Source organism: Rhizobium sp. NXC14, assembly GCF_002117485.1.
In the GTDB taxonomy this organism is placed as follows: domain Bacteria; phylum Pseudomonadota; class Alphaproteobacteria; order Rhizobiales; family Rhizobiaceae; genus Rhizobium.
Genome location: NZ_CP021030.1, coordinates 3,285,033 through 3,304,536, shown reverse-complemented (window position 1 = coordinate 3,304,536; position 19,504 = coordinate 3,285,033). Strand labels below are relative to the sequence as shown.

At 61.9% G+C, this 19,504-nt stretch carries 17 protein-coding genes; 6 read left to right on the top strand and 11 right to left on the bottom strand.

The features are described from left to right. Window positions 1-128: 128 nt before the first annotated feature. From NXC14_RS16265 to NXC14_RS16255, 3 genes are read left to right on the top strand one after another with little or no spacing between them, the layout of a single operon-like run. Entirely contained in the window at window positions 129-536 is a 408-nt protein-coding gene (locus NXC14_RS16265) for a transposase (protein ID WP_004675073.1), read from the top strand. Beyond that, a complete protein-coding gene (gene tnpB, locus NXC14_RS16260; protein WP_008536653.1) occupies window positions 533-880 on the top strand; it encodes an IS66 family insertion sequence element accessory protein TnpB in 348 nt (115 codons plus the stop codon). The genes NXC14_RS16265 and tnpB overlap by 4 nt, the downstream gene beginning before the upstream one ends. Before the next feature lie 45 nt (window positions 881-925). Continuing rightward, entirely contained in the window at window positions 926-2,581 is a 1,656-nt protein-coding gene (locus NXC14_RS16255) for an IS66 family transposase (RefSeq protein ID WP_085779012.1), read from the top strand. Window positions 2,582-3,004: 423 nt separating this feature from the next. On the opposite strand, the gene NXC14_RS16250 is transcribed toward NXC14_RS16255, so the two are convergent. Genes NXC14_RS16250 through NXC14_RS32470 form a run of 4 tightly spaced genes read right to left on the bottom strand, consistent with a single transcriptional unit; the run spans window position 3,005 to window position 6,409 of the window. After that, entirely contained in the window at window positions 3,005-3,829 is an 825-nt protein-coding gene (locus NXC14_RS16250) for a transglutaminase family protein (RefSeq protein WP_085779011.1), read from the bottom strand. 12 nt (window positions 3,830-3,841) lie between these two features. Further along, entirely contained in the window at window positions 3,842-4,783 is a 942-nt protein-coding gene (locus NXC14_RS16245; RefSeq protein WP_085779010.1) for an alpha-E domain-containing protein, read from the bottom strand. After that, window positions 4,783-6,192, bottom strand: a complete 1,410-nt coding sequence (locus NXC14_RS16240) for a circularly permuted type 2 ATP-grasp protein (protein ID WP_041678724.1) — start codon at window positions 6,190-6,192, stop codon at window positions 4,783-4,785. Before NXC14_RS16240 ends, NXC14_RS16245 begins: the two co-directional genes overlap by 1 nt. Next, a complete protein-coding gene (locus NXC14_RS32470; protein WP_157131417.1) occupies window positions 6,182-6,409 on the bottom strand; it encodes a hypothetical protein in 228 nt (75 codons plus the stop codon). The genes NXC14_RS16240 and NXC14_RS32470 overlap by 11 nt, the downstream gene beginning before the upstream one ends. 302 nt (window positions 6,410-6,711) lie before the next feature. Between NXC14_RS32470 and NXC14_RS16235 the strand changes: the two genes are divergently transcribed. Further along, complete coding sequence (locus NXC14_RS16235) at window positions 6,712-7,611, top strand: DMT family transporter (protein WP_085779009.1); 900 nt, start codon at window positions 6,712-6,714, stop codon at window positions 7,609-7,611. A 133-nt stretch (window positions 7,612-7,744) separates the two neighbouring features. Here the strand turns inward: NXC14_RS16235 and NXC14_RS16230 are convergent, their stop codons facing one another. From NXC14_RS16230 to NXC14_RS32465, 6 genes are all read right to left on the bottom strand, one after another. Beyond that, the gene (locus NXC14_RS16230; protein WP_085779008.1) at window positions 7,745-8,953 is read right to left on the bottom strand and encodes an MFS transporter; all 1,209 of its coding nucleotides are present in this window, start codon (window positions 8,951-8,953) and stop codon (window positions 7,745-7,747) included. Window positions 8,954-9,011: 58 nt separating this feature from the next. Further along, the gene (locus NXC14_RS16225; protein WP_085779007.1) at window positions 9,012-10,001 is read right to left on the bottom strand and encodes an AraC family transcriptional regulator; all 990 of its coding nucleotides are present in this window, start codon (window positions 9,999-10,001) and stop codon (window positions 9,012-9,014) included. Between the two features lie 310 nt (window positions 10,002-10,311). Continuing rightward, a complete protein-coding gene (locus NXC14_RS16220) occupies window positions 10,312-12,045 on the bottom strand; it encodes a DEAD/DEAH box helicase (RefSeq protein WP_085780152.1) in 1,734 nt (577 codons plus the stop codon). Window positions 12,046-12,268: 223 nt separating this feature from the next. Further along, the gene (locus NXC14_RS16215) at window positions 12,269-13,408 is read right to left on the bottom strand and encodes a DNA alkylation repair protein (RefSeq protein WP_085779006.1); all 1,140 of its coding nucleotides are present in this window, start codon (window positions 13,406-13,408) and stop codon (window positions 12,269-12,271) included. Window positions 13,409-13,476: 68 nt separating this feature from the next. After that, complete coding sequence (locus NXC14_RS16210; RefSeq protein ID WP_085779005.1) at window positions 13,477-13,785, bottom strand: hypothetical protein; 309 nt, start codon at window positions 13,783-13,785, stop codon at window positions 13,477-13,479. Window positions 13,786-13,898: 113 nt separating this feature from the next. Next, a complete protein-coding gene (locus NXC14_RS32465; protein WP_157131416.1) occupies window positions 13,899-14,117 on the bottom strand; it encodes a hypothetical protein in 219 nt (72 codons plus the stop codon). Between NXC14_RS32465 and NXC14_RS16205 the strand changes: the two genes are divergently transcribed. After that, on the top strand, window positions 14,108-17,527 hold the full coding sequence (locus tag NXC14_RS16205) for a response regulator (RefSeq protein WP_085779004.1): 3,420 nt from the start codon (window positions 14,108-14,110) through the stop codon (window positions 17,525-17,527). The two genes, NXC14_RS32465 and NXC14_RS16205, sit on opposite strands and share 10 nt — an antisense overlap. Window positions 17,528-17,553: 26 nt before the next feature. Here the strand turns inward: NXC14_RS16205 and mnmD are convergent, their stop codons facing one another. Continuing rightward, a complete protein-coding gene (gene mnmD / locus NXC14_RS16200) occupies window positions 17,554-18,282 on the bottom strand; it encodes a tRNA (5-methylaminomethyl-2-thiouridine)(34)-methyltransferase MnmD (RefSeq protein ID WP_085779003.1) in 729 nt (242 codons plus the stop codon). Here mnmD and NXC14_RS16195 point away from each other — a divergent pair. Next, window positions 18,281-19,459 (top strand): FAD-binding oxidoreductase, encoded by a 1,179-nt coding sequence (locus NXC14_RS16195; protein WP_085779002.1) that lies wholly within the window; start codon window positions 18,281-18,283, stop codon window positions 19,457-19,459. The two genes, mnmD and NXC14_RS16195, sit on opposite strands and share 2 nt — an antisense overlap. Window positions 19,460-19,504: the final 45 nt, after the last annotated feature.

Below are 19,504 nucleotides of genomic sequence, written 5' to 3'. Positions count from 1 at the left end.
TGAAAGGGCGGGGTGAGAGCCCCGCCTTTTTGTTGCTGACAAGTCGCGAAGTAAGCCCACGGTGAAGGCCGTCTTGCGATAGAGGGCTTCTGACTGCCAGTCCTAGTGGTAACACTAGGAGTAGTCATATGACGAAGCATCCAATTGAGGTGATCACGTCTGTAGAGCGCCGTCGGCGCTGGTCACGCGAAGATAAAGAGCGCCTTGTCGCTGCGTGCTTTGAGCCAGACGCGGTCATCTCCGAGATTGCCCGCGCGGCCGGCATCCATGTCAGCCAGTTGTTCCGTTGGCGCAAAGAGCTTTGCCGGATCGAGGAGCCAAGGTCTGATACGGCGACTTTGGTGCCGGTGATCGTATCCGAGGCCGCTTCGACAGTCTCTCCCGTTCAACCGGAATCGCCCACCACATCCCACCCTCGTCGGAAGCGTAGCGATGTGACAATCGAGCTTGGACGGGGTCGGCGCGTGCGCGTGGATAGCGACATCGATACGGATGCCCTTGGCCGGATTCTCGATTGCGTGCTGGGGCTGCGATGATTCCGGTTCCGAGTGGCGTGAAGGTCTGGCTGGCGACAGGCCACACCGATATGCGAAAGGGCTTCCCCGGTTTGTCGTTGATGGTGCAGGAGGCGCTGAAGCGCGACCCGATGTGTGGACACCTGTTCGTATTCCGCGGCCGCGGTGGCGGTCTGATCAAGGTGATCTGGCATGACGGCCAGGGCGCTTGCCTGTTCACGAAGAAGCTGGAGCGCGGCCGCTTCATCTGGCCATCAGCGGCCGATGGCACGGTGGTGATCACGCCTGCGCAGCTCGGTTATCTGCTGGAAGGTATCGACTGGCGGATGCCGCAAAAGACCTGGCGGCCGACGTCGGCCGGATAAGCAAAAACACTGGAATGACAGGGTCGAATATGATTCCATCCTGTCATGAGCAATGCGACCGAAGAGCTTCCGGACGACCTTGCCAGTGCGCTTGCACTGCTGGCCCAGGAACGCGCTCGACGTGTCGCAGCCGAAGCAGAAGCAGCGACCTCCAAGGCAGAAGCCGCCAGCGCAAAGGCACTCGTATCGCATTCCGAGGCGCTGATCGCGCGGCTGAAGCTGGAGATCGACAAGGTTCGCCGTGCACTCTACGGCAGCCGGTCCGAGCGCAAGGCGCGGCTCCTGGAGCAGATGGAACTGCAGCTCGAGGAGTTGGAAGCGGACGCCGGTGAAGATGAACTGGCGGCGGAGATCGCAGCCAAAGCTTCAGCCGTCAAAGCCTTCGAGCGCAAGCGTCCGTCACGCAAGCCCTTTCCCGAACACCTGCCGCGTGAGCGCGTCGTAATCGCCGCTCCCACGAATTGCGCCTGTTGTGGATCGGTTAAACTGTCGAAGCTTGGCGAAGACATTACCGAGACCTTGGAAGTCATCCCGCGTCAGTGGAAGGTCATCCAGACGGTGCGGGAGAAGTTCACCTGCCGCGAGTGTGAGAAGATCACGCAGTCACCCGCACCCTTCCATGTGACACCCCGCGGTTTTGCCGGGCCGAACCTGCTGGCGATGATCCTGTTTGAGAAGTTCGCCCAGCACCAGCCGCTCAATCGCCAGAGCGAGCGCTACGCCCGCGAGGGCGTCGACCTCAGCTTGTCGACGCTGGCCGATCAGGTTGGAGCATGTGCCGCGGCGTTGAAGCCCATTCACTCCCTGATCGAGGCGCATGTCCTTGCTGCCGAACGTCTGCACGGCGACGACACGACCGTGCCGATCCTGGCCAAGGGAAAGACCGATACGGGCCGCATCTGGACCTATGTCCGGGACGATCGGCCGTTCGGAGGGCTCTCTCCGCCGGCGGCCCTTTACTATGCCTCGCGGGACCGACGGCAGGAGCATCCGGAGCGCCACCTGAAGACCTTCAACGGCATTCTGCAGGCGGACGCCTATGGCGGCTACAATCCGCTGTTCAAGGTTGATCGCGATCCAAATCCTCTAAGGCAGGCGTTTTGTTGGGCACACTCGCGGCGTAAGTTCTTCGTGCTCGCCGACATCGCCGCAAATGCCAAGCGTGGAAAGAATGCCGCGCCGATCTCGCCTATGGCGCTCGAAGCCGTCAAACGGATCGACGGCCTGTTCGATATTGAGCGCGAGATCAACGGGCTTACGGCCGATCAACGCCTGGAGCGTCGCCGGAGAGACTGTCTGCCACTCGTCGATGATCTGCAGGTCTGGCTTCAAACCGAGCGGGCAAAGCTCTCACGCAGTTCTCCGGTGGCGGAGGCGATCGACTACATGCTCAAGCGCTGGGATGGCTTCACATCATTTCTGCAGGACGGCCGGATTTGCCTGACGAATAATGCGGCAGAGCGAGCGCTCAGAGGCTTTGCGCTCGGCAGAAAATCCTGGCTCTTCGCCGGATCAGACCGCGGTGCAGATCGTGCGGCCTTCATGGCCACATTGATTATGACGGCAAAACTCAACGACATCGATCCGCAGGTGTGGCTGGCCGACGTTCTTGCCCGCATCGCTGATACGTCGATTACCAGGCTGGAGCAGTTGCTTCCGTGGAATTGGACGCCGCCGACCGTCAACGCTCAAGCGGCCTGACCTGCGGCCTTCACCGGAGGCTTACGTCGCGAACGCCTCTTTCGTCATGCTCGGGCCTATCCCGAGCATCTGCCTCCGTTCGATAGGGCAGCAGATCCTCGGCACAAGGCAGCTCAAGGCCGAGGATGACTTTGAGTGAAGAGCTGAAGGCGGGTGAGAGCCGCCTTCCCCGTCGCAGTGTTCGATAAGGATATGGTGGCGACGATATCAGGCGATGGATCGACAGACCGCTGTCGTTGCCTGGCTTCAGCTCGCGCCCATCGAGCCTTCCATCGCGATGGACAGCGGCCGGCTAACCTGGCGAGTTTCATACCCCGCCGACCGCATCATTGCCGCTACGGCCCGGTTTCATCGCGTACCGTTGCTGATCGCCGCTTCTAGCCAAGTTTCCGGAATGGCTGGCTATGGGCTGTGAGATGCCGCTCAGCTTTGGCTCTGGCTCTGCATCTGTCCACCGTCCTCGACCTTCACGGTGACCGACAGCGTTTCGCCCGGTGTACCGATGCGCATGCCTGAAATCGGGGCAGCGTCGCGGTAGCAGAGGCCCGAGGCGATGCGGACATATCGTTCATCCGGGCAGATCTCGTTGGCCGGATCGAAGCCGACCCAGCCGAGGCCGGGAATATGGGCTTCGGCCCAGGCATGGGTCGCCGCCTGTTCGACCTTTTCTTCCATCATCAGATAGCCGGAGACATACCGCGCCGGCACCTGCAGGGCGCGGGCGGCGGCAACGAAGATATGCGCGTGATCCTGACAGACACCGCTCTTCTTCTCCAGCGCCTGTTCGGCCGTCGTCGCAGCGTCGCTGGTTCCTGGCCTGTAGATGACGGTCTCGTGAATGGCTGCCATCAGCGCATGCATGCGGGCGAGCTCGTTATCGCCGTTGACGGTTCTGATCAGTTCCTTCACCAGCTTGCCGCTCCTGGTGAGCGGCGTTTCGCGCAGGAAGAGCCAGAGTGGACAGAAACCGGTATGCGGCCCGGTGACGCCGTTCTGATCCATGGTTTCAACCTCGCCTTCGGCGAGAATGCGCGTCACCTGCTGCTCGCCTTCCAGCGAGACCAGATTGACGTGGTTGCCGAACTGGTCGTCATATTCGACTTCGGGCGTCGCACCCTCGACCTTCAGCGACCAGCCGAGCACAGTCTGGCCATTGTTTGTCGGCGGTGTCAGTCTCAGCCGTTGCAGGGAGAATTTCGCCGGATCGTCGTAGCGGTATTCGGTGAGGTGGCTGATCTTCAGTCTCATATTCTGATCCGCTTAAACGTAGAACCGGTAGCCGTCGGAAATTTCCATGCCGAGCTGGTTGTTGCGCGCGACGAAATCCTCGAGGAACTCATGCAGGCCTTGATCCATGATGTCGCGGATCGCCCGCGTCTGCAGGGTGGTGCGGATCGCGTCCGCCGTATCGTGGGCGGGAAGCCTTTCCTCGTAATCCTGGGCGAGATAGCCGAGATTGCTGACGATCTTCTCGTAGCAATAAGCCAGCGAGCGGGGCATCTGCACATTCAGGGTGAGGAAGTCGGCGATGTTCATCGCCCGGTACTCGCCGTCATAGGCCCAGCTATAGGCGCGGTGCGCGGAGACCGAGCGCAGGATCGATTCCCACTGCACGTTGTCGAGTGAGGAGCCGACGGCCGAAACCGAGGGCAGCAGCACGTAATATTTGACGTCGAGGATGCGGCTCGTATTGTCCGCCCGCTCGATGAAAGTGCCGATGCGGGCAAAGTTATAGAGTTCGTTGCGTAGCGTCGAACCGTGGAAGGCGCCGCGGATGAGGCCAGCGCGGCGCTTGATGACGTCGATCACCTCCGGCATGTCGGCGGCTTTCACGCGCTTTTCGAGCAAAGATTTCAGATCGATCCAGCATTCGTTGGTTGCTTCCCAGGTCTCCCGCGTCAGCGCGGTGCGCACCATGCGGGCATTGTTGCGGCCCGAGTCGATGCAGGACATGACGCTTGACGGGTTAGAGCGATCGCGCAGGAGATAATCGATCGCATCGGCATTGGTCAGCTTGGCGTGGCCCTCGTCATAGGCCTCGCGCACGCCGGCACTTTGCAGCACGCCATCCCAGTTGTCGTCGCCGGCGCTGCTGCGGGTCAACGACATGCGCAGCCCGGCGTCGATCAGGCGGGCGATATTTTCGGCGCGCTCGATGTAACGGAACATCCAGTAGAGGCCGTTTGCAGTTCTTCCGAGCATCAGTCCTCCAGTACCCAGGTGTCTTTGGTGCCGCCGCCCTGACTGGAGTTGACCACCAGCGAGCCCTGCTTCAACGCCACGCGGGTGAGACCGCCCGGAATGATCTGGACCTTGTCGGAAACGAGTACATAGGGACGAAGGTCGACATGGCGCGGCGCGATCCCTTTGTTGACGAGGATCGGCACGGTGGAGAGCGACAGGGTCGGCTGGGCGATGTAATTGTTCGGTTTGGCCTTCAGCTTTTCGGCGAAATCTGCGCGTTCCTTCTTCGATGCCGTCGGTCCCACAAGCATGCCGTAGCCGCCGGAGCCGTGCACTTCCTTGACGACGAGCTCCTCCAAGTGCTCCAGCACGTATTTCAGGCTTGATGCTTCCGAGCAGCGCCAGGTCGGGACGTTTTCCAGAAGCGCCTTGCGGCCGGTATAGAATTCGACGATCTCCGGCATGTAGGAATAGATGGCCTTGTCGTCCGATATGCCGGTGCCCGGCGCATTGGCGATGGTGATGTTGCCGGAGCGGTAGACATCCATGATGCCGGGAATGCCAAGGGCGGAATCGGCCCGGAATGTCAGCGGATCGAGGAAATCGTCGTCGACGCGGCGATAGAGCACGTCGATCGCCTCGTAGCCACGGGTCGTGCGCATCTTCACCTTGCCGTCAATGACGCGCAGGTCCGAGCCCTCGACCAGTTCGACGCCCATCATGTCGGCCAGGAACGAATGTTCGTAGTACGCAGAATTGTAGATGCCGGGGGTCAGCACCGCGACGCGCGGCTTGCCGGTACAGCCGGGGGGCGCAAGCGACGCAAGGCTCTGGCGCAAGAGATAGGGGTAATCCTCGACGCGCTGCACCTTGTTCTCATGGAAGAGCTCCGGGAACATCTGCATCATGGTTTCCCGGTTTTCCAGCATGTAGCTGACACCGGAAGGCGTGCGGGCATTGTCCTCCAGCACGTAAAACTGGTCTTCGCCTGTTCGTACGATGTCGGTGCCGACGATATGGGTGTAGACGCCGCCAGGCGGCCGGAAGCCGATCATCTCGGAAAGGAAGGCGACGTTGTTTTCGATCAGTTCACGCGGGATGCGACCGGCACGGATGATCTCCTGCTTGTGATAGATATCATCCAGAAAGGCGTTGAGCGCGATCACCCGCTGCTCGATGCCCTGGGCCAGCTTGCGCCATTCGCGGGCGGAGATGATGCGGGGGATGATATCGAAGGGGATGAGCTTTTCGGAACTGTCGGCATGGCCGTAAACGGCGAAGGTGATGCCGGTCTTCCGGAAGATGTTTTCCGCGTCGCGGGACTTGGCAATCAGATGCGACCGGTCTTGGCTGTTGTACCACTCGAAATATTTTTCATAAGGCGGGCGGGGGCTTTCGTCCCCGGTAATCATTTCATCAAATGCCAAAGGTGCGGCTCCCCTTTTTTTGTTCATTTGAATACAACGCAAATTGCAATGCAAGAACCATGCGCAGTTCGGGGAAAAGATTTTGCGCTGCGAGAAAACGGTAAAAATCCGGGCATTCGGAGTGAGGTGGCGCGGCGGAGAGGGTGGTCAGTCTGCCGGGGCTGCGCAAAATCCAGGCAGGTGATGGTTTTTCGGTCAAGCGGTTTAAAGGGTGCATGCGCTTCCTCCCTCATTCCTGTGCCGGTCACAGCAATCCAGCCACCGCGCGTCTGCGGGTGAATGACTCTGTGACGATGATGAGAGTCTCCCGCGCCCAAGGACTTGGGGCGCACTGGATTCCTGTGACGAGCACAGGAATGAGGGAGATTGGGAAAGTGCCGGTGATTCTTCGCCGTGGTGGCATGGCCCCGCCTGTCGCCCGCAACATCAGCGAAATTTCACGTAAGCATCAACGCTTCGCCTTTGACTGCGGTGCCCGGGTGCCGTTATCAGCACGGCGAATCTTTCTTGCGAGCCCCCATGTCCCTCGATCGCCTTGCCCCCGCTCTCTTCGTTCTGCTCTGGTCCACGGGATGGGTGGTGGCGAGATATGCGGCGCTGCATTCCGAGCCCTTCACCTTTCTTTCGATACGCTACGCGCTGTCGGCCCTGGCATTCCTGGTGCTCTGCCTGTTGATGCGGGCGCAATGGCCGACAAGCCGGGCGACGTGGCTGCGCGCCATCTATTCCGGCTTCTTCCTGCATGGTTTCTATCTCGCCGGCCTCTGGTGGGCGATTGCCAATGGCGTGCCGGCCGGCATATCGGGGATCATCGCGGCGCTGCAGCCGCTGCTGACCGCAATGGCGGCGCCCTTTCTCGTCGGCGAGCGGTTGCAACAGACACAGAAGCTCGGCCTCGGGCTCGGTTTCATCGGTATCGCCATCGCGATTTCGCCGAAGCTCTTCGATCCGGCGACGGCCGATCTCAGCCATGCGGCGCTGCCGCTGGCGATCAACCTCATCGCCATGGGCTCCGTCACTTACGGCACGCTTTACCAAAAGAAACACTTGCAGTCGGGTGATCTCAGAAGCATCGCGACGCTGCAGTATGTCGGTGCGTTAATCCTCACCCTGCCGTTGTCGCTGATCTTCGAAAACCAGCATTTCGATGGCACCGCGCAGGCCTGGGGCGCGCTTCTCTGGTCGGTCTTCGGCCTCTCGATGGGCGGTGTCGGGCTGCTGCTTTACCTCATCCGCCGCGGACAGGTCTCGCGCGCCGCCTCGCTCATCTACCTGATGCCGCCGGCGGTGGCGTTGGAGGCCTTCGTTGCCTTCGGGGAACCGCTGACGCTGCCGTTGATCATCGGCACCGCGATCGTAGTGATGGGCGTATATATGACAAACCGCAGGGTCGTTCAGCAAGCGCAGGCGAGCGTATAGGCTGATGGCTGGGCCAAGGTCGAACAATCGGATGGCTTGAACCTCAACTGAGCGAGGTCGCCGGCGATTGCCGACGACCTCATATCTAGAGCGTCGTAGAGTGCTACTCGGCCCATCAAGCAGCAAGCGACGATCAGCTGCGGGGCTGCAGCAGCGCCAAGGCAACCGTCGACGCCGCCAGGAGAGCGGTGAGCGTCAATGGTCCCGCAGCGCCGTAGTGGTCGACGATATAGCCGCCAAAAATCGCGCCGCTACTGATGGCCACCTGAAAGGAGACGACCATCAGGCTGCCCGCCGCCTCCAGAGCGTCGGCGGCCGCGCGGGAAAGATTGGTCGGCAGCACTACCGGCGCCATGCCGAAGGCAAAGCCCCAAAGCGCAACGAGCGCAAACGCGACGGCGGTATGAGCGCCCCAAAGCAACAGAGCGAGTGCGGCAAAAGCCATCAACACCGCCGTGACTGCGAGCGCTATGCGGATGCTCGCGTCGGCCATCCGGCCACCGGCAAGATTGCCGATCACCGAGGCGATGCCAAACCCGAGCAGTGCCAGGGCGATCGATCTGGTTTCAAGGAGCGTCACTTGTTCAAGGAAGGGACGCACATAAACCGATCCGGCAAAATGTCCGGTCATCAGCAAAAGGATAGCAAGCATTCCCAGTTGAACACCGCGCCGTCGTGTCAGCCGGAAAACATCAGCGAGACTGTTGCTTGTGTTTGCCGGGAGCGTCGGCAAGCTGAGCACCTGCAGCAGCATGGCAAGCGCGGCAAGCCCGGCTGTCATCGCCATGGCGCTGCGCCATCCCAGCCAATCGCTGATCAAAGCACCCATTGATGGTGCAGCTATCGTGGCGAGCGAAACGCCGAGGGTGACGATAGCCATGCCCCGACCTGTCGCGTTGGCGCCGACCAGCCTCGCCACGACCGCCACGGAAAGCGCCCAAAAGCCGCTCAACGCGATGCCCAGCCCAGCCCGGCCCAACAACAACAGCCAAAAATCGGTTGCTAAAGATGCGAGTATATTGGAGCCGACCGCCAACGCACTGAGACCGACCAGCACCACCTTGCGGTTCAGTCTGCCGATAAGAACATTGCTCAAAAGGGCCGTCACAGCGCCGACGGAAGCGGTGGCGGTGACGACCTGTCCGGCCGTTCCCTCGGAAATGCCGAGATCGCGCGCCATTGGCGTCAACAGTCCCGCCGGCAGGAACTCAGCAGATACCAGTGCAAAGCTGGTGGCCGCCATCGAAACAACGGCAAACCAAGTCGCCGCGCTCCACGCGGATGGTTCAGCCGTCTCCAGGCCAATTGCAGCCTCGTCGAATTGTGATGTTGTGTCCGTCATAGATGGATCTCCTGTGTTCGGAGATTTCATAGACGAAGTTTTCAGGATGATATGTGTCTTAAAATCCGAAATCCATGTCCGTTCGTCCGGAATTTGTGCGACGCACAATCCCCGGTGAAAGGTTGGTGACCCGCTTGAAGGCACGCGCGAAAGACGCCTCGGACTCATAGCCCAATCGTGAGGCTACCTCGGCGACCGACATGCCGTTCTGCGCCAACAAATCGCGGGCAAGCTGCATACGCAGACGGGCGAGATAATGTGCCGCGCCTTCTCCCAAGATAGCGCTGAAGCGCTCGGCGAAGATCGAGCGCGACTGGCCTGCCACACCAGCGAGGCTTTCAAGGGTCCAGTTATGGCCGGGATCTCGGTGCATGGCCGCCAGCACACGACCGATCTGGGGATCGCGGATGGCAGCGAGCCAGCCGGTGGTCGAGGCTCCGCTGCAGTTGACCCAGCAACGGATAAGCCGCGCAGCGAGCAAGTCCGCCATACGTGACAAGACCGTCGCACTTCCCATCTGGGGTTGTGTCGCCTCCGCCGACATAGCGGCCAGCAGGGGGCCTACGATCGGGTCGTTGCCGGCCACATCGCAGCCCTTGATGATTGGGGGCATCAAGGCGATTAAGGGATTAAGCGCATGGGCGCCCAAAGCCATGGAGCCGCAGAAAAGGGTGCTGGTGGCGCCCGTTCCTTCCCGCACGACGTCGCAGACGTTGCTGCCCAATTTTGTAATCTGGCAACTTTTAAGCGAGTCGCCCTCAACATCAGGCGCGCTCGCCAACCGGTGTGCGTTACCTTGCGGCAGCAGCACCAGATCGCCATCGTTCAACGCCTGCCATCCGTGGGTTTCGGTATGGATCCAGCATGGACCCTGGCTGACGAAGTGAAAACGAAGCAGCTGTTGTTGCGGAAAGGCGATGCTCCATGGATGCCTGAGCTCGCAGCGTCCATAATTGACTCCACTCAAGCGAAAGTCTTGCAGGACTTCGCTCAGGGCGTCCATTGGGATAGTTGGCGGCGACAATGGCCGGGACGGATGGTCAAGCATGGAGCCAATTTAGGTCTCAAACGTCCGGGACGCAAGCGGTCCGGCTTCGCGGCGCGGTTCTTTGCGGCGTCACGCTGCCCGTCGACGGCGGGTTCACAGCGCATTGATACCGCAAGGCTCCCGCCGGCGCTGCGAAGGGCTTCGATCTCGTCAACTGCGTGCGTTCAGAAACCGGGAAACGTGACCGAGTACTGCCGTCGCAGTGGTGTCGTCACTACAATGAGAAAGGCCGGGCATCCCACCAGATGCTCCGGCCTCCTAATATTCAAGGCCGAAGGTCCGGCCTCTTCTCCTTTGAATCAATTGGCGCTCAGGCGCGTTCGCGGCGCTGGCCGCCGCCATTGCGAGAGCCCGAGCCGCCGCGGCGGTTGCCGCCATTGCCGTCGCGGCGCTGTTCGCCGCCCTGAGCCTGATGCGGTCCACGGTCTTCGCCGTGCTTGCGGGCCGGGCGGCCGTGAGCGTGGCGGCCGTTGCCGCGGTGATGGCCGCTCGGTTCGCCATTGGCATGATGGCCATTGGGGCCGTTATGCGCAGGGCGCTGCGGCTTTGCCGGGCGGAAATCGGAGGTCGAGGCAAGATCGTTGTCGGGGCCGAAATCCGGGGCTGCTTCGCCGCGGCGCTGACCGCGGAAGTCCTCGTTACGGCCTGAGCGTTCGGGACGAGGACGGCGCTCGCGGCGCTCCTCGCCGCCGGCGCGGATTTCGCTGCCTTCGCCTTCGCGGCGCGGGCGGCGTTCCTGGCGGCTGCCGCGATGCTCCGAGCGGTTGGCATCGCCGCGGCCTTCGCCGCGCCCCTGGCTGCCGCCCCGATTGCGGTTGTTGCCATTGCCGTTGCCTCGGCGCGGGCCGCCGGCGCTGATATGTGCCGGCGGTTCACCGCTGGCAACTGATATGTCGATGCCCATCAGGCGCTCGATATCTCGCAGCAGCTTGGCTTCGTCAGGGGCGCAGAAGGCGATGGCAATGCCGTCGCGGCCTGCGCGCGCCGTGCGGCCGATGCGATGGACATAGGCATCCGGCACTTCGGGCAGGTCGTAGTTGTAGACGTGGCTGACGGCCGGGATGTCGATGCCGCGGGCGGCGACGTCTGTCGCGATCAGCGTCTTGATGCTGCCCTCGCGGAAGGCCTTCAGCGCCCGCTCGCGCTGACCCTGGCTCTTGTTGCCGTGGATCGAGGCGACGGAATAGCCGATATTGTCGAGGTGCTTCATCAGCTTCTCCGCACCATGCTTGGTGCGCAGGAAGACGATGGCGCGGCCGTCCGGATTTTCGGTCAGCGATCTACGTAGCAGTTCCGTCTTGTCGTTCTTGCCGCCGACGAAATGGACATACTGCTCGACCTTGTCGGCAGCCTTGCCGGGAGGCGTGACTTCGACCTTGACGGGATCGACGAGATAGTCGCCGGCGAGATCGGCGATCGCCTTCGGCATGGTGGCCGAAAACAGCATGGTCTGACGCTTCTTCGGCACCAGTTTGGCGATCTTGCGCAGGTCGTGCACGAAGCCGAGGTCGAGCATCTGGTCGGCCTCGTCGAGCACGAGATAGCGCACCGTCGTCAGCGTGATGGCGCGGCGGTTGACGAGATCGAGCAGGCGACCGGGGGTCGCGACCAGGATGTCGGTTCCCTTTTCGAGCTGCAGCTGCTGCTTGTTGATCGACACACCGCCGACGACGACGTTGATGCGCAGCGGCGACTTGCGGATGAACTTCTTCAGGTTCTCGGCGATCTGGTTCACCAGCTCGCGGGTCGGCGCCAGGATCAACGTCCGCGTCGTGCGGTTGTCGGGGCGGCGCTCGTCAGCGAGCAGCTTTTCGATGAGCGGCAGGCCGAAGGCGGCGGTCTTTCCGGTGCCGGTCTGGGCAAGGCCGATCAGATCGCGGCCTGAAATGAGGAGGGGAATGGCCTGTTCCTGGATCGGCGTCGGCGTTTCGATGCCGAGCTGGAACAAGGTGGCGACGATCGGCTTGGAGACACCAAGCGATTCAAAATTAGTCAAGGCATAACCTTTCGGGGCGCCACAACGACTAGCGCCGGAACGCACCATGCGATCCGGTTTCATTCTGGCGTCAAGAACCCCGCGTGAAGTGGGAACTTGCAAGTTGGAAAAAGCTTTCCAGCGCTTCTGGCCGCTCTTGAGAGTGCGGCGCTCTGTCGAAATGCGCTTTTGTCCCTTCTTCCTGCGTTTCGTATTTTCGAGCAGGGGCACGCTCACGCGGCGGCCGGAAGGGTGAAAGCTGAGCCGCATTTGGGCTAGTTTGCGTGGAAAGTCAAGTGCAGCGCACAAAAAGGCATTGGCCCGGGTCAGGCGACGGCATTCTGAGGACGAAACTTTCCGATGCGCTTTCGGCGCCATTGACGAGCACGGCGATGCGGTGCTCGCCGGGATAATAGCGCCGCGTCGTGATCGGCCGCATGGCATGGCGGCGCTCGATTGCGTGGCTCTGCCCCGGCGCGAGCGTGAGCGTCTTGCATTTGAAGACTTTGGGCGAGAGCGAGCCGTCGGCCTTGATGTGGTGAATGGCGTAGTCGATCATTAGTGAGTGCGCGGTTTCGCCTGAATTGGTCAGGCGGATTTCAAAATCCAGCCCTTCGCCGAACGCCACTTCGCCGTTCTGAAGGCGCAGCTCGCATGTCAGCGCGGTTGCCGGGTCGAAACCGAAATTGGCAAGCGCCTGCGCATGGCCTTTCTTGAGCATCGTGCGAGAGGCGTGTTTCAGCAGCCGGCGGCGCTCGGCGGACGCGCCGTCGATATGGCCGGCGATAAAGGCGGCGACCAGATCTGGATGATCCTTGGCGATGTCGTTCAAGCTGTTGGCGACGGAGCGGCGCACATAATCCTCCGGATCATCCATCAGCGCGGTCAGGATCGGCAGGATCGGTGCGGGGTCTTTCACAAGTTGCGGCAGGCGCATGGCCCAAGGCAGGCGCGGCCGCGTTCCCTCGCTCGCCAGCCGGCGCTCATGCTGGTCGGGATCGCCGACCCAGGTGGAAATGGTGGCGAGCGCACGTTGCTGGTCGCGATGGATGAATTGCCGGATGCCGAATTCGCCGGTGAAATGCGGCGTCAGCGCCTTGAGGAGGTCGAGGCCGAGATCGAAATGATCGGTGCCGCGGGCGGCGATGAACTGATTGACCGGCAGCAGCATCCAGCCGGAGAGTCCCGGCGTGTCGGCGGCCGGCAGGCTTGCCTTGAGGATAGAGGCTGCTTTAGGAAAATCTCCGGGAAGCGTGGCAAGCAGCGCGTCACGGATCAATGCGGAGCGCTCCATCAGTTCCAGGGCTACAAGGCCATCGGTCGCCAGAGTTACGAAACGTTCCCGGTCGAAGGCGGGCGCATGGGCCGCAACGTGATCGGCCATATCACCGACGAGCTCTTCATGCAGCAGTTTCTTGAGCGGTTCCGGCATGCTGATCCTCCTGCGGGAGGATTGGACCAGCGCCGCCGGGAGGTCAAGCGGCGCCGGATGCGGTCTTGCTATTCCGGGCAGACTTTCACGCGGTAGGACTCGCCCCAGCGGTCGTAACGCCATTCGAGGTGGCAATAGTGCGGCCGGTAATAGGTCCGATAGACGGGGTAGGGACGGTAGACAGGGTAAGCCGGATAGACGGGGTAGGCGGGGCGGGCGGCCTCCGACAGCAGGGCGCCGCCGACGACGCCGGCCGCAAGGCCGCCCCAGAAGGCATCGCGCGGACGGGCATCGGCGGTGGTGGCAGTGGCGAGCGAGGCGCCGGCAAAGGTCAGCGCGATCAGGCCCGTCGCCATGGTCTTATGAAGAACGGACATGGTAACTTCCTTATCTAGACTGGCTTCTATAAAAGCCATGGCCAGACTCCGCCCGGATCGCGGCGGAGCGATGGCCGCACAAGGGCGGCCCGCATTAAATTTTAGTCATGATTTCAATGGCCAGCCAAGAGTAAAGAGCGGATTGCGGCCGGCCGCAGTTCTGCAGTCATCCCTTCGGTTTCGTGCAGCATACGGCGCTTCTCCGGTCTGTACGCCGATTGTAAAATTCCGCCTTCGAAATTTATGGTTAAAACCTTGTTAAAAGCCTTGGCGTTATAGTCTTTGTCGTTGATATTCCACTCATTGCGGGAGCGACGATTTCTTGAAATCATCCGGGGACATTCTCGAATTGGCTTGCCGCCGGATCGCCGATCTGGACACCCCGGCCTATGTCAAGAATAGCGAGCTGCGCTATGTCGCCGTCAACGAGGCCTATGCCAATTTCCTGGGCCGCGAGATTTCCGATTTCATCGGCAGGCGCAGCCGCGAACTCTTTGACCGCCCCGAAGAAGAGGATCGCGAGGATAGGGAACGCCGCGCGCTGGTGTTCGGCACCGAGGAAAACGCCATCTGCTTCGATGCCGCAGGCCAGGGCCATGAGCGCGTCCAGATCGAAAGCTTCTCGCCGTCGCCGGACCGAATCTATGTGCTCGGCATCTTCGAAGCCCGCGAGCGCCGCGCCGTTGCCCTTGGGGGGGGTGCCGGCAAACCCGGGATTGCCGGCAGCTCTAAGACTGTAAACGATTTCGGAAGTGCCGCCGATCTCGCCCAAGTGCGCGAGGCACTGGAGAACCTTGATCACCCAATCGGCATCTTTGCAGCCGACGGACGCCCGCTGGTCGTCAACGCAGCCTATCGCAACGGCGCGACGCCTGTGGTCGCCGGGGAATCGGCCTGGGGAGAGAGTGTCAATGAACTCGACGTACTCCGCACCGTCTTGGAGGATCTGCCTGTGGCGGTCTTCGTCCGCGACGACAAGCATCGCCTGGTCTATGCCAACAAATATTATGAAACCTTCAGTGGCCGCGCCCGCTCCGAATATCTGGGAATGACCGAACACGAAATGTTCGGGCCAGAAGGTGCTGAGGCGATCTACCAGGAAAACCTGCTGGCGCTCAGGGACGGCATTTCGGTGGAGCTCGAAAGCGAGATGCCGAGCAATAGCGGCCATGTCTATCCCGTCATTTCGCGCGTCAATCGCGTGGTGACGGCGGATGGGCGAACCTATGTCGTCGGCTCCTTTTCCGACATCTCGCCGCTCAAGGAACGCGAGAAGGCGCTGATTGAATCGCGCAAACAGCAAGAAATACTACATCGGGACATCGAGAGCATTCTGCGATCGCTGCCAATCGGCGTGCTGATCCTCGATAATGACCACCGGATTCTCTACGCCAACGACGAATTCTACAGCATCTGGGAACTGCCGCTCGACGATCGCTTCGACGGCCGCCCGTTCATCGACGTCATCCGCCGTAATGACGAGCTCGGCCGCTATGACGGGACGAAGACGCCGGAAGAGATCTACGCCTTCCGCAAACATCTGTTCGAAGCCGAGGAGCCCGAGCCGATCGAGCTTGGCTGGGCGGGCGGCAAATCCGTGATCTTCGACAGCCGCCGCATCTCCAACGAGCGCATTCTGCTCACCTATGCCGATATTTCGGCGGTGCGCGAACGGGAAAAGGAAATCCACGAGACGCGCGCAGCCCTCGAGCGGCTCGGCGAAATGATGCGGGATGCGACGCATGCCATGTCGCAGGGCATTGCCATCGTCCAGGACGGCATCATCAAAATGTCCAATGAGGCGATGGCCGAGATCCTGCAGATCCCGCCGCACTATATCGAGGCCGGCCAGGGCTGGCTCGGCATGTTCGAATTCTGCGCGGCACGCGGCGATTTCCACGATGCGGTGGATGAGATCCTGCAGGAGTGGCGGGCGAATATCGCAGCCAGGCAGCCAATTTCCGCCGTCTTCCATGTCGGCGGCGAGCGCTGGGTGAATATGGATGCGACCCTCAGCCGGGGACAGCATTGGGTGGCGCTGTTCACCGACGTCACCGAGCTCAAGCGCCGCGAGGAGGAACTGCGCCAGCTCCTGTCGCGCGCCGAAGCCGCCGACCGCGCCAAATCCGAATTCCTTGCCAATATGAGCCACGAGATCCGCACGCCGATGAACGGTGTGCTCGGCATGGCAGAACTGCTGGCCAAGACCAATCTCGACACGCGCCAGAAAACCTTCATCGACATTATCGTCAAGTCGGGAAATGCGCTGCTGACTATTATCAACGACATCCTCGACTTTTCGAAGATCGATGCCGGACAGATGAAACTGCGCAAAGCCGCCTTCGATATCACCGAAGCGGTGGAGGACGTGGCGACACTCCTCTCCTCGCATGCCGCCGAGAAGAACATTGAACTGCTGGTGCGGGCTGCACCCGATCTGCCGGCCGCGGTGATCGGAGACGCCGGGCGTTTCCGCCAGATCGTCACCAATCTCGTCGGCAACGCCGTCAAGTTCACCGAGCGCGGCCATGTCTTCGTCGATGTCGGCTTCGAGACGATCGCCGGCGGGGAGATCATGGCGATCATCCGCATCGAGGATACCGGTATTGGCATTCCCCGAGAAAAGCTCGAATCGGTCTTCGACAAGTTTTCGCAGGTCGACACCTCGTCGACGCGCCGGCATGAGGGAACGGGGCTCGGCCTCGCGATCACCGCCGGCCTCGTCGATCTCTTCGGCGGCTATATCAATGTCGAGAGCGAATGGGGCAAGGGCTCGGTCTTCACCCTGAACCTGCCTTTTGCGGTGGCGGCCGCCCACCTTGAACCGAAGCCGCTGCCGATCAATGTGCAGGGCGCGCGCATCCTCGTCGTAGACGACAATGAAGTGAACCGGCGCATCCTGACTGAGCAGCTCTCGCTCTGGGGCTTCGACGGAGTGGCTGCCGAAGGTGGCGGCACCGGTCTGGCGATCCTCGAGGCAGCGGCCGATCTCGGTGTCACCGTCGACGCCGTCGTGCTCGACTATCACATGCCCGACATGAACGGCGCCGACGTCGCGCGCCGGCTGCGCGCCGATCCCCGCTTCGTCGAGCTGCCGATCATCTTCCTGACGTCGATGGATATTTCGGGCACGGAAAAGGAATTCGCCGCGCTGAATGGCCATGCGCATCTGATGAAGCCGGCACGCGCGAACGTGCTGCGCAATACTGTCGTCGAGGTCGTCCGCGCCCGCCGCGTCAAACAGGCCTCTGAAGCCGATATCGCCCGGCTGCGGGCGGAAGCGGTCGGACCGGCGCCTGCACTTGCAACTGCGCCCGAGCCGCAAGAGCGGGCGGCCGAGTTCGTCGACGTGCTGGTTGCCGAAGACAACGAGGTCAACCAGATCGTCTTCACCCAGATCCTGCAGTCGACGCGGCTTTCCTTCCTGGTCGTCGACAACGGGCAGGAGGCTGTCGCCGCCTGGGAAAGCCACACGCCGCGCATCATCATGATGGACGTCTCGATGCCCGTCATGAACGGCCATGAAGCGACCCGGACGATCCGCGAAAGGGAAAAGGGGCAGGGCCACCGGGTGCCGATCATCGGCGTTACCGCCCATGCCCTTGAAAGCGACCGCGAAGCCTGCCTCGACGCCGGCATGGACGATTACATGTCGAAGCCGATCAGCCCTGAACTTCTGGAGGAGAAGATCCGGCAATGGCTCGGCAAGGATGAGCTGCAGCCGGAGCGCACGAGTTACTGATCTCCATCGAGTAGCAGTCGTAGGGCTTACCGAGCAGGTGCCTTAATGCCGCAGAGCATTTCGCGCTTGCCGGCGAAGCCCCGGCGGCGTTCGACTGCAAAGCCGGCGGCGATGAGGTTGCGGCGAACGAAGCCGGCCGCGGCGTAAGTTGCGAAGGTGCCGCCGGCCACAGTCTTTTCGTTGACCTCACGCAGCAGTTCCTCCGACCACATGTCGCCGTTGCGCGAGGGCGCGAAACCGTCGAGATACCAGGCGTTGAAGCCCGGCTTTGCCGCTGCGACGCCGTCGAGTGCCGCACCGCAGACGACGCTGAGCCGCGTTTGGGCATCGAGATCGAGCGAGACGGTTCCGGCTGGCGTTTGCGGCCAGGCCGCCGTCAGCGCCTCGCATTCCGCGTCGATCTCCGGCCAATGCGACAGCGCCCGGCCGATCTCTTCGCCGCGCATCGGATGGAGTTCGAAGGAGATGAAATGCAGGTGCTGGCCGTGTTCACGGTGAAGCTTCCATTGCCGCCAGGTCTCGGCGAAATTCAGGCCGGTGCCGAAGCCGAGTTCCCCGATCATGAATTCCTGCCTGCCGGCCCAGCGCTCCGGCAGGCCGTTGCCGGCGAGGAAGACATGGCCGCATTCCAGCCGGCCATCGGTCTGGCAATAAAAATGATCGCCAAAGACGGTGGAATAGGGCATATCGCCGTCGCGCCATTCGAGCGGCTGCGGCGCGCCCGCGCCAATCTGATCGGGGTTCACGTCTCTCATGGAAAAAGCCGATAGTCCTCAGCCGACGTCCGGTCAATCTTCTTGCGACTTGCTGATCGTCGGCGGCGGCATCATGGGTCTCTGGGCGGCCATTCATGCCGAACGCCGCGGTATCAGCACCGTCCTCGCCGACGGCGGCAGATTGGGCGGAGGCGCGAGCGGCGGACTGCTAGGCGCGCTGATGCCGCATATGCCGGACCGGTGGTCGGAGAAAAAGCAATTCCAGTTCGATGCGCTGGTCTCGCTCGAAACCGAAATTGCGGCGCTTGAAGCAGAAACCGGGCTGTCGGCCGGCTACAACAGGTCGGGGCGGCTGATCCCGTTGCCGAAACCGCATCTCAAGCGCATCGCCCGCGGCCATTCCGAAGATGCGGAGCGCCATTGGCGGACCGGCGAACGCCGCTTCCACTGGCATGTCATCGACAGGCCGCCGGTCGATGGTTGGCCTGACGCATCTGCCGGCGAAAGTGGCTTCGTGCACGATACGCTCGCCGCCCGTGTTGCGCCCCGCTCCTTGATCTCAGCGCTCATCGCATTGCTGCGGCGGGCAAAACATGTGCGCATCATGGAAAATGCTGTTGTCTCCGATCTCAATCCCGATCGCGGGACGGCCGAGATCGGCGGCGAAATCATCACGTACGGCCGCTGCATCCTGGCCGCCGGCCATCAGTCCTTTCCCGCGCTGCAGCGGCTGACGCCGGGCTTGAAGCAGCCGCTCGGCCAGCCGGTGAAAGGGCAGGCGGCGCTGTTGAAAGCAGATGTCGACCCGGCGTTGCCGACGATCTTCCTCGATGGACTCTATATCGTCGCGCATGAGGGGGGGCATGCGGCGGTCGGCAGCACCAGCGAGAACCGTTTCGACGACCCCCTCTCGACCGATGCACAGCTCGACGCGTTAATCGCGGCGGCGCGGGCGATCGTGCCGGCGCTCCGCAGCGCCCCTGTCATCGAACGTTGGGCGGGGCTTCGCCCGAAAGCCATCGACCGCGATCCAATGATCGGCCGCCATCCCATCCATCCCCGACTGATCGCACTGACCGGCGGTTTCAAGGTCAGCTTCGGGCTGGCCCATCGGCTGGCGGAGGCTGCGGTTTGTATGGCAGGCGACACAGATTGCGAATTTTCGCTGCCGGAAAGCTTCGCGATATCAAGCCATATCGCTGTCGCTTCACGTTAAACGTGAATTAGATACAGCTGCGTTTCGTTATTCTGTCATGCAAAT

What these genes read in the sequence shown, in the direction of transcription:
- NXC14_RS16265 (WP_004675073.1), top strand. Translation starts at nt 129, where the DNA reads ATGACGAAGCATCCAATTGAGGTGATCACGTCTGTAGAGCGCCGTCGG.
- tnpB (WP_008536653.1), top strand. Translation starts at nt 533, where the DNA reads ATGATTCCGGTTCCGAGTGGCGTGAAGGTCTGGCTGGCGACAGGCCAC.
- NXC14_RS16255 (WP_085779012.1), top strand. Translation starts at nt 926, where the DNA reads ATGAGCAATGCGACCGAAGAGCTTCCGGACGACCTTGCCAGTGCGCTT.
- NXC14_RS16250 (WP_085779011.1), bottom strand. Translation starts at nt 3,829, where the DNA reads ATGAGACTGAAGATCAGCCACCTCACCGAATACCGCTACGACGATCCG.
- NXC14_RS16245 (WP_085779010.1), bottom strand. Translation starts at nt 4,783, where the DNA reads ATGCTCGGAAGAACTGCAAACGGCCTCTACTGGATGTTCCGTTACATC.
- NXC14_RS32470 (WP_157131417.1), bottom strand. Translation starts at nt 6,409, where the DNA reads ATGCACCCTTTAAACCGCTTGACCGAAAAACCATCACCTGCCTGGATT.
- NXC14_RS16235 (WP_085779009.1), top strand. Translation starts at nt 6,712, where the DNA reads ATGTCCCTCGATCGCCTTGCCCCCGCTCTCTTCGTTCTGCTCTGGTCC.
- NXC14_RS16230 (WP_085779008.1), bottom strand. Translation starts at nt 8,953, where the DNA reads ATGACGGACACAACATCACAATTCGACGAGGCTGCAATTGGCCTGGAG.
- NXC14_RS16225 (WP_085779007.1), bottom strand. Translation starts at nt 10,001, where the DNA reads ATGCTTGACCATCCGTCCCGGCCATTGTCGCCGCCAACTATCCCAATG.
- NXC14_RS16220 (WP_085780152.1), bottom strand. Translation starts at nt 12,045, where the DNA reads ATGGTGCGTTCCGGCGCTAGTCGTTGTGGCGCCCCGAAAGGTTATGCC.
- NXC14_RS16215 (WP_085779006.1), bottom strand. Translation starts at nt 13,408, where the DNA reads ATGCCGGAACCGCTCAAGAAACTGCTGCATGAAGAGCTCGTCGGTGAT.
- NXC14_RS16210 (WP_085779005.1), bottom strand. Translation starts at nt 13,785, where the DNA reads ATGTCCGTTCTTCATAAGACCATGGCGACGGGCCTGATCGCGCTGACC.
- NXC14_RS32465 (WP_157131416.1), bottom strand. Translation starts at nt 14,117, where the DNA reads ATGATTTCAAGAAATCGTCGCTCCCGCAATGAGTGGAATATCAACGAC.
- NXC14_RS16195 (WP_085779002.1), top strand. Translation starts at nt 18,281, where the DNA reads ATGGAAAAAGCCGATAGTCCTCAGCCGACGTCCGGTCAATCTTCTTGC.
- mnmD (WP_085779003.1), bottom strand. Translation starts at nt 18,282, where the DNA reads ATGAGAGACGTGAACCCCGATCAGATTGGCGCGGGCGCGCCGCAGCCG.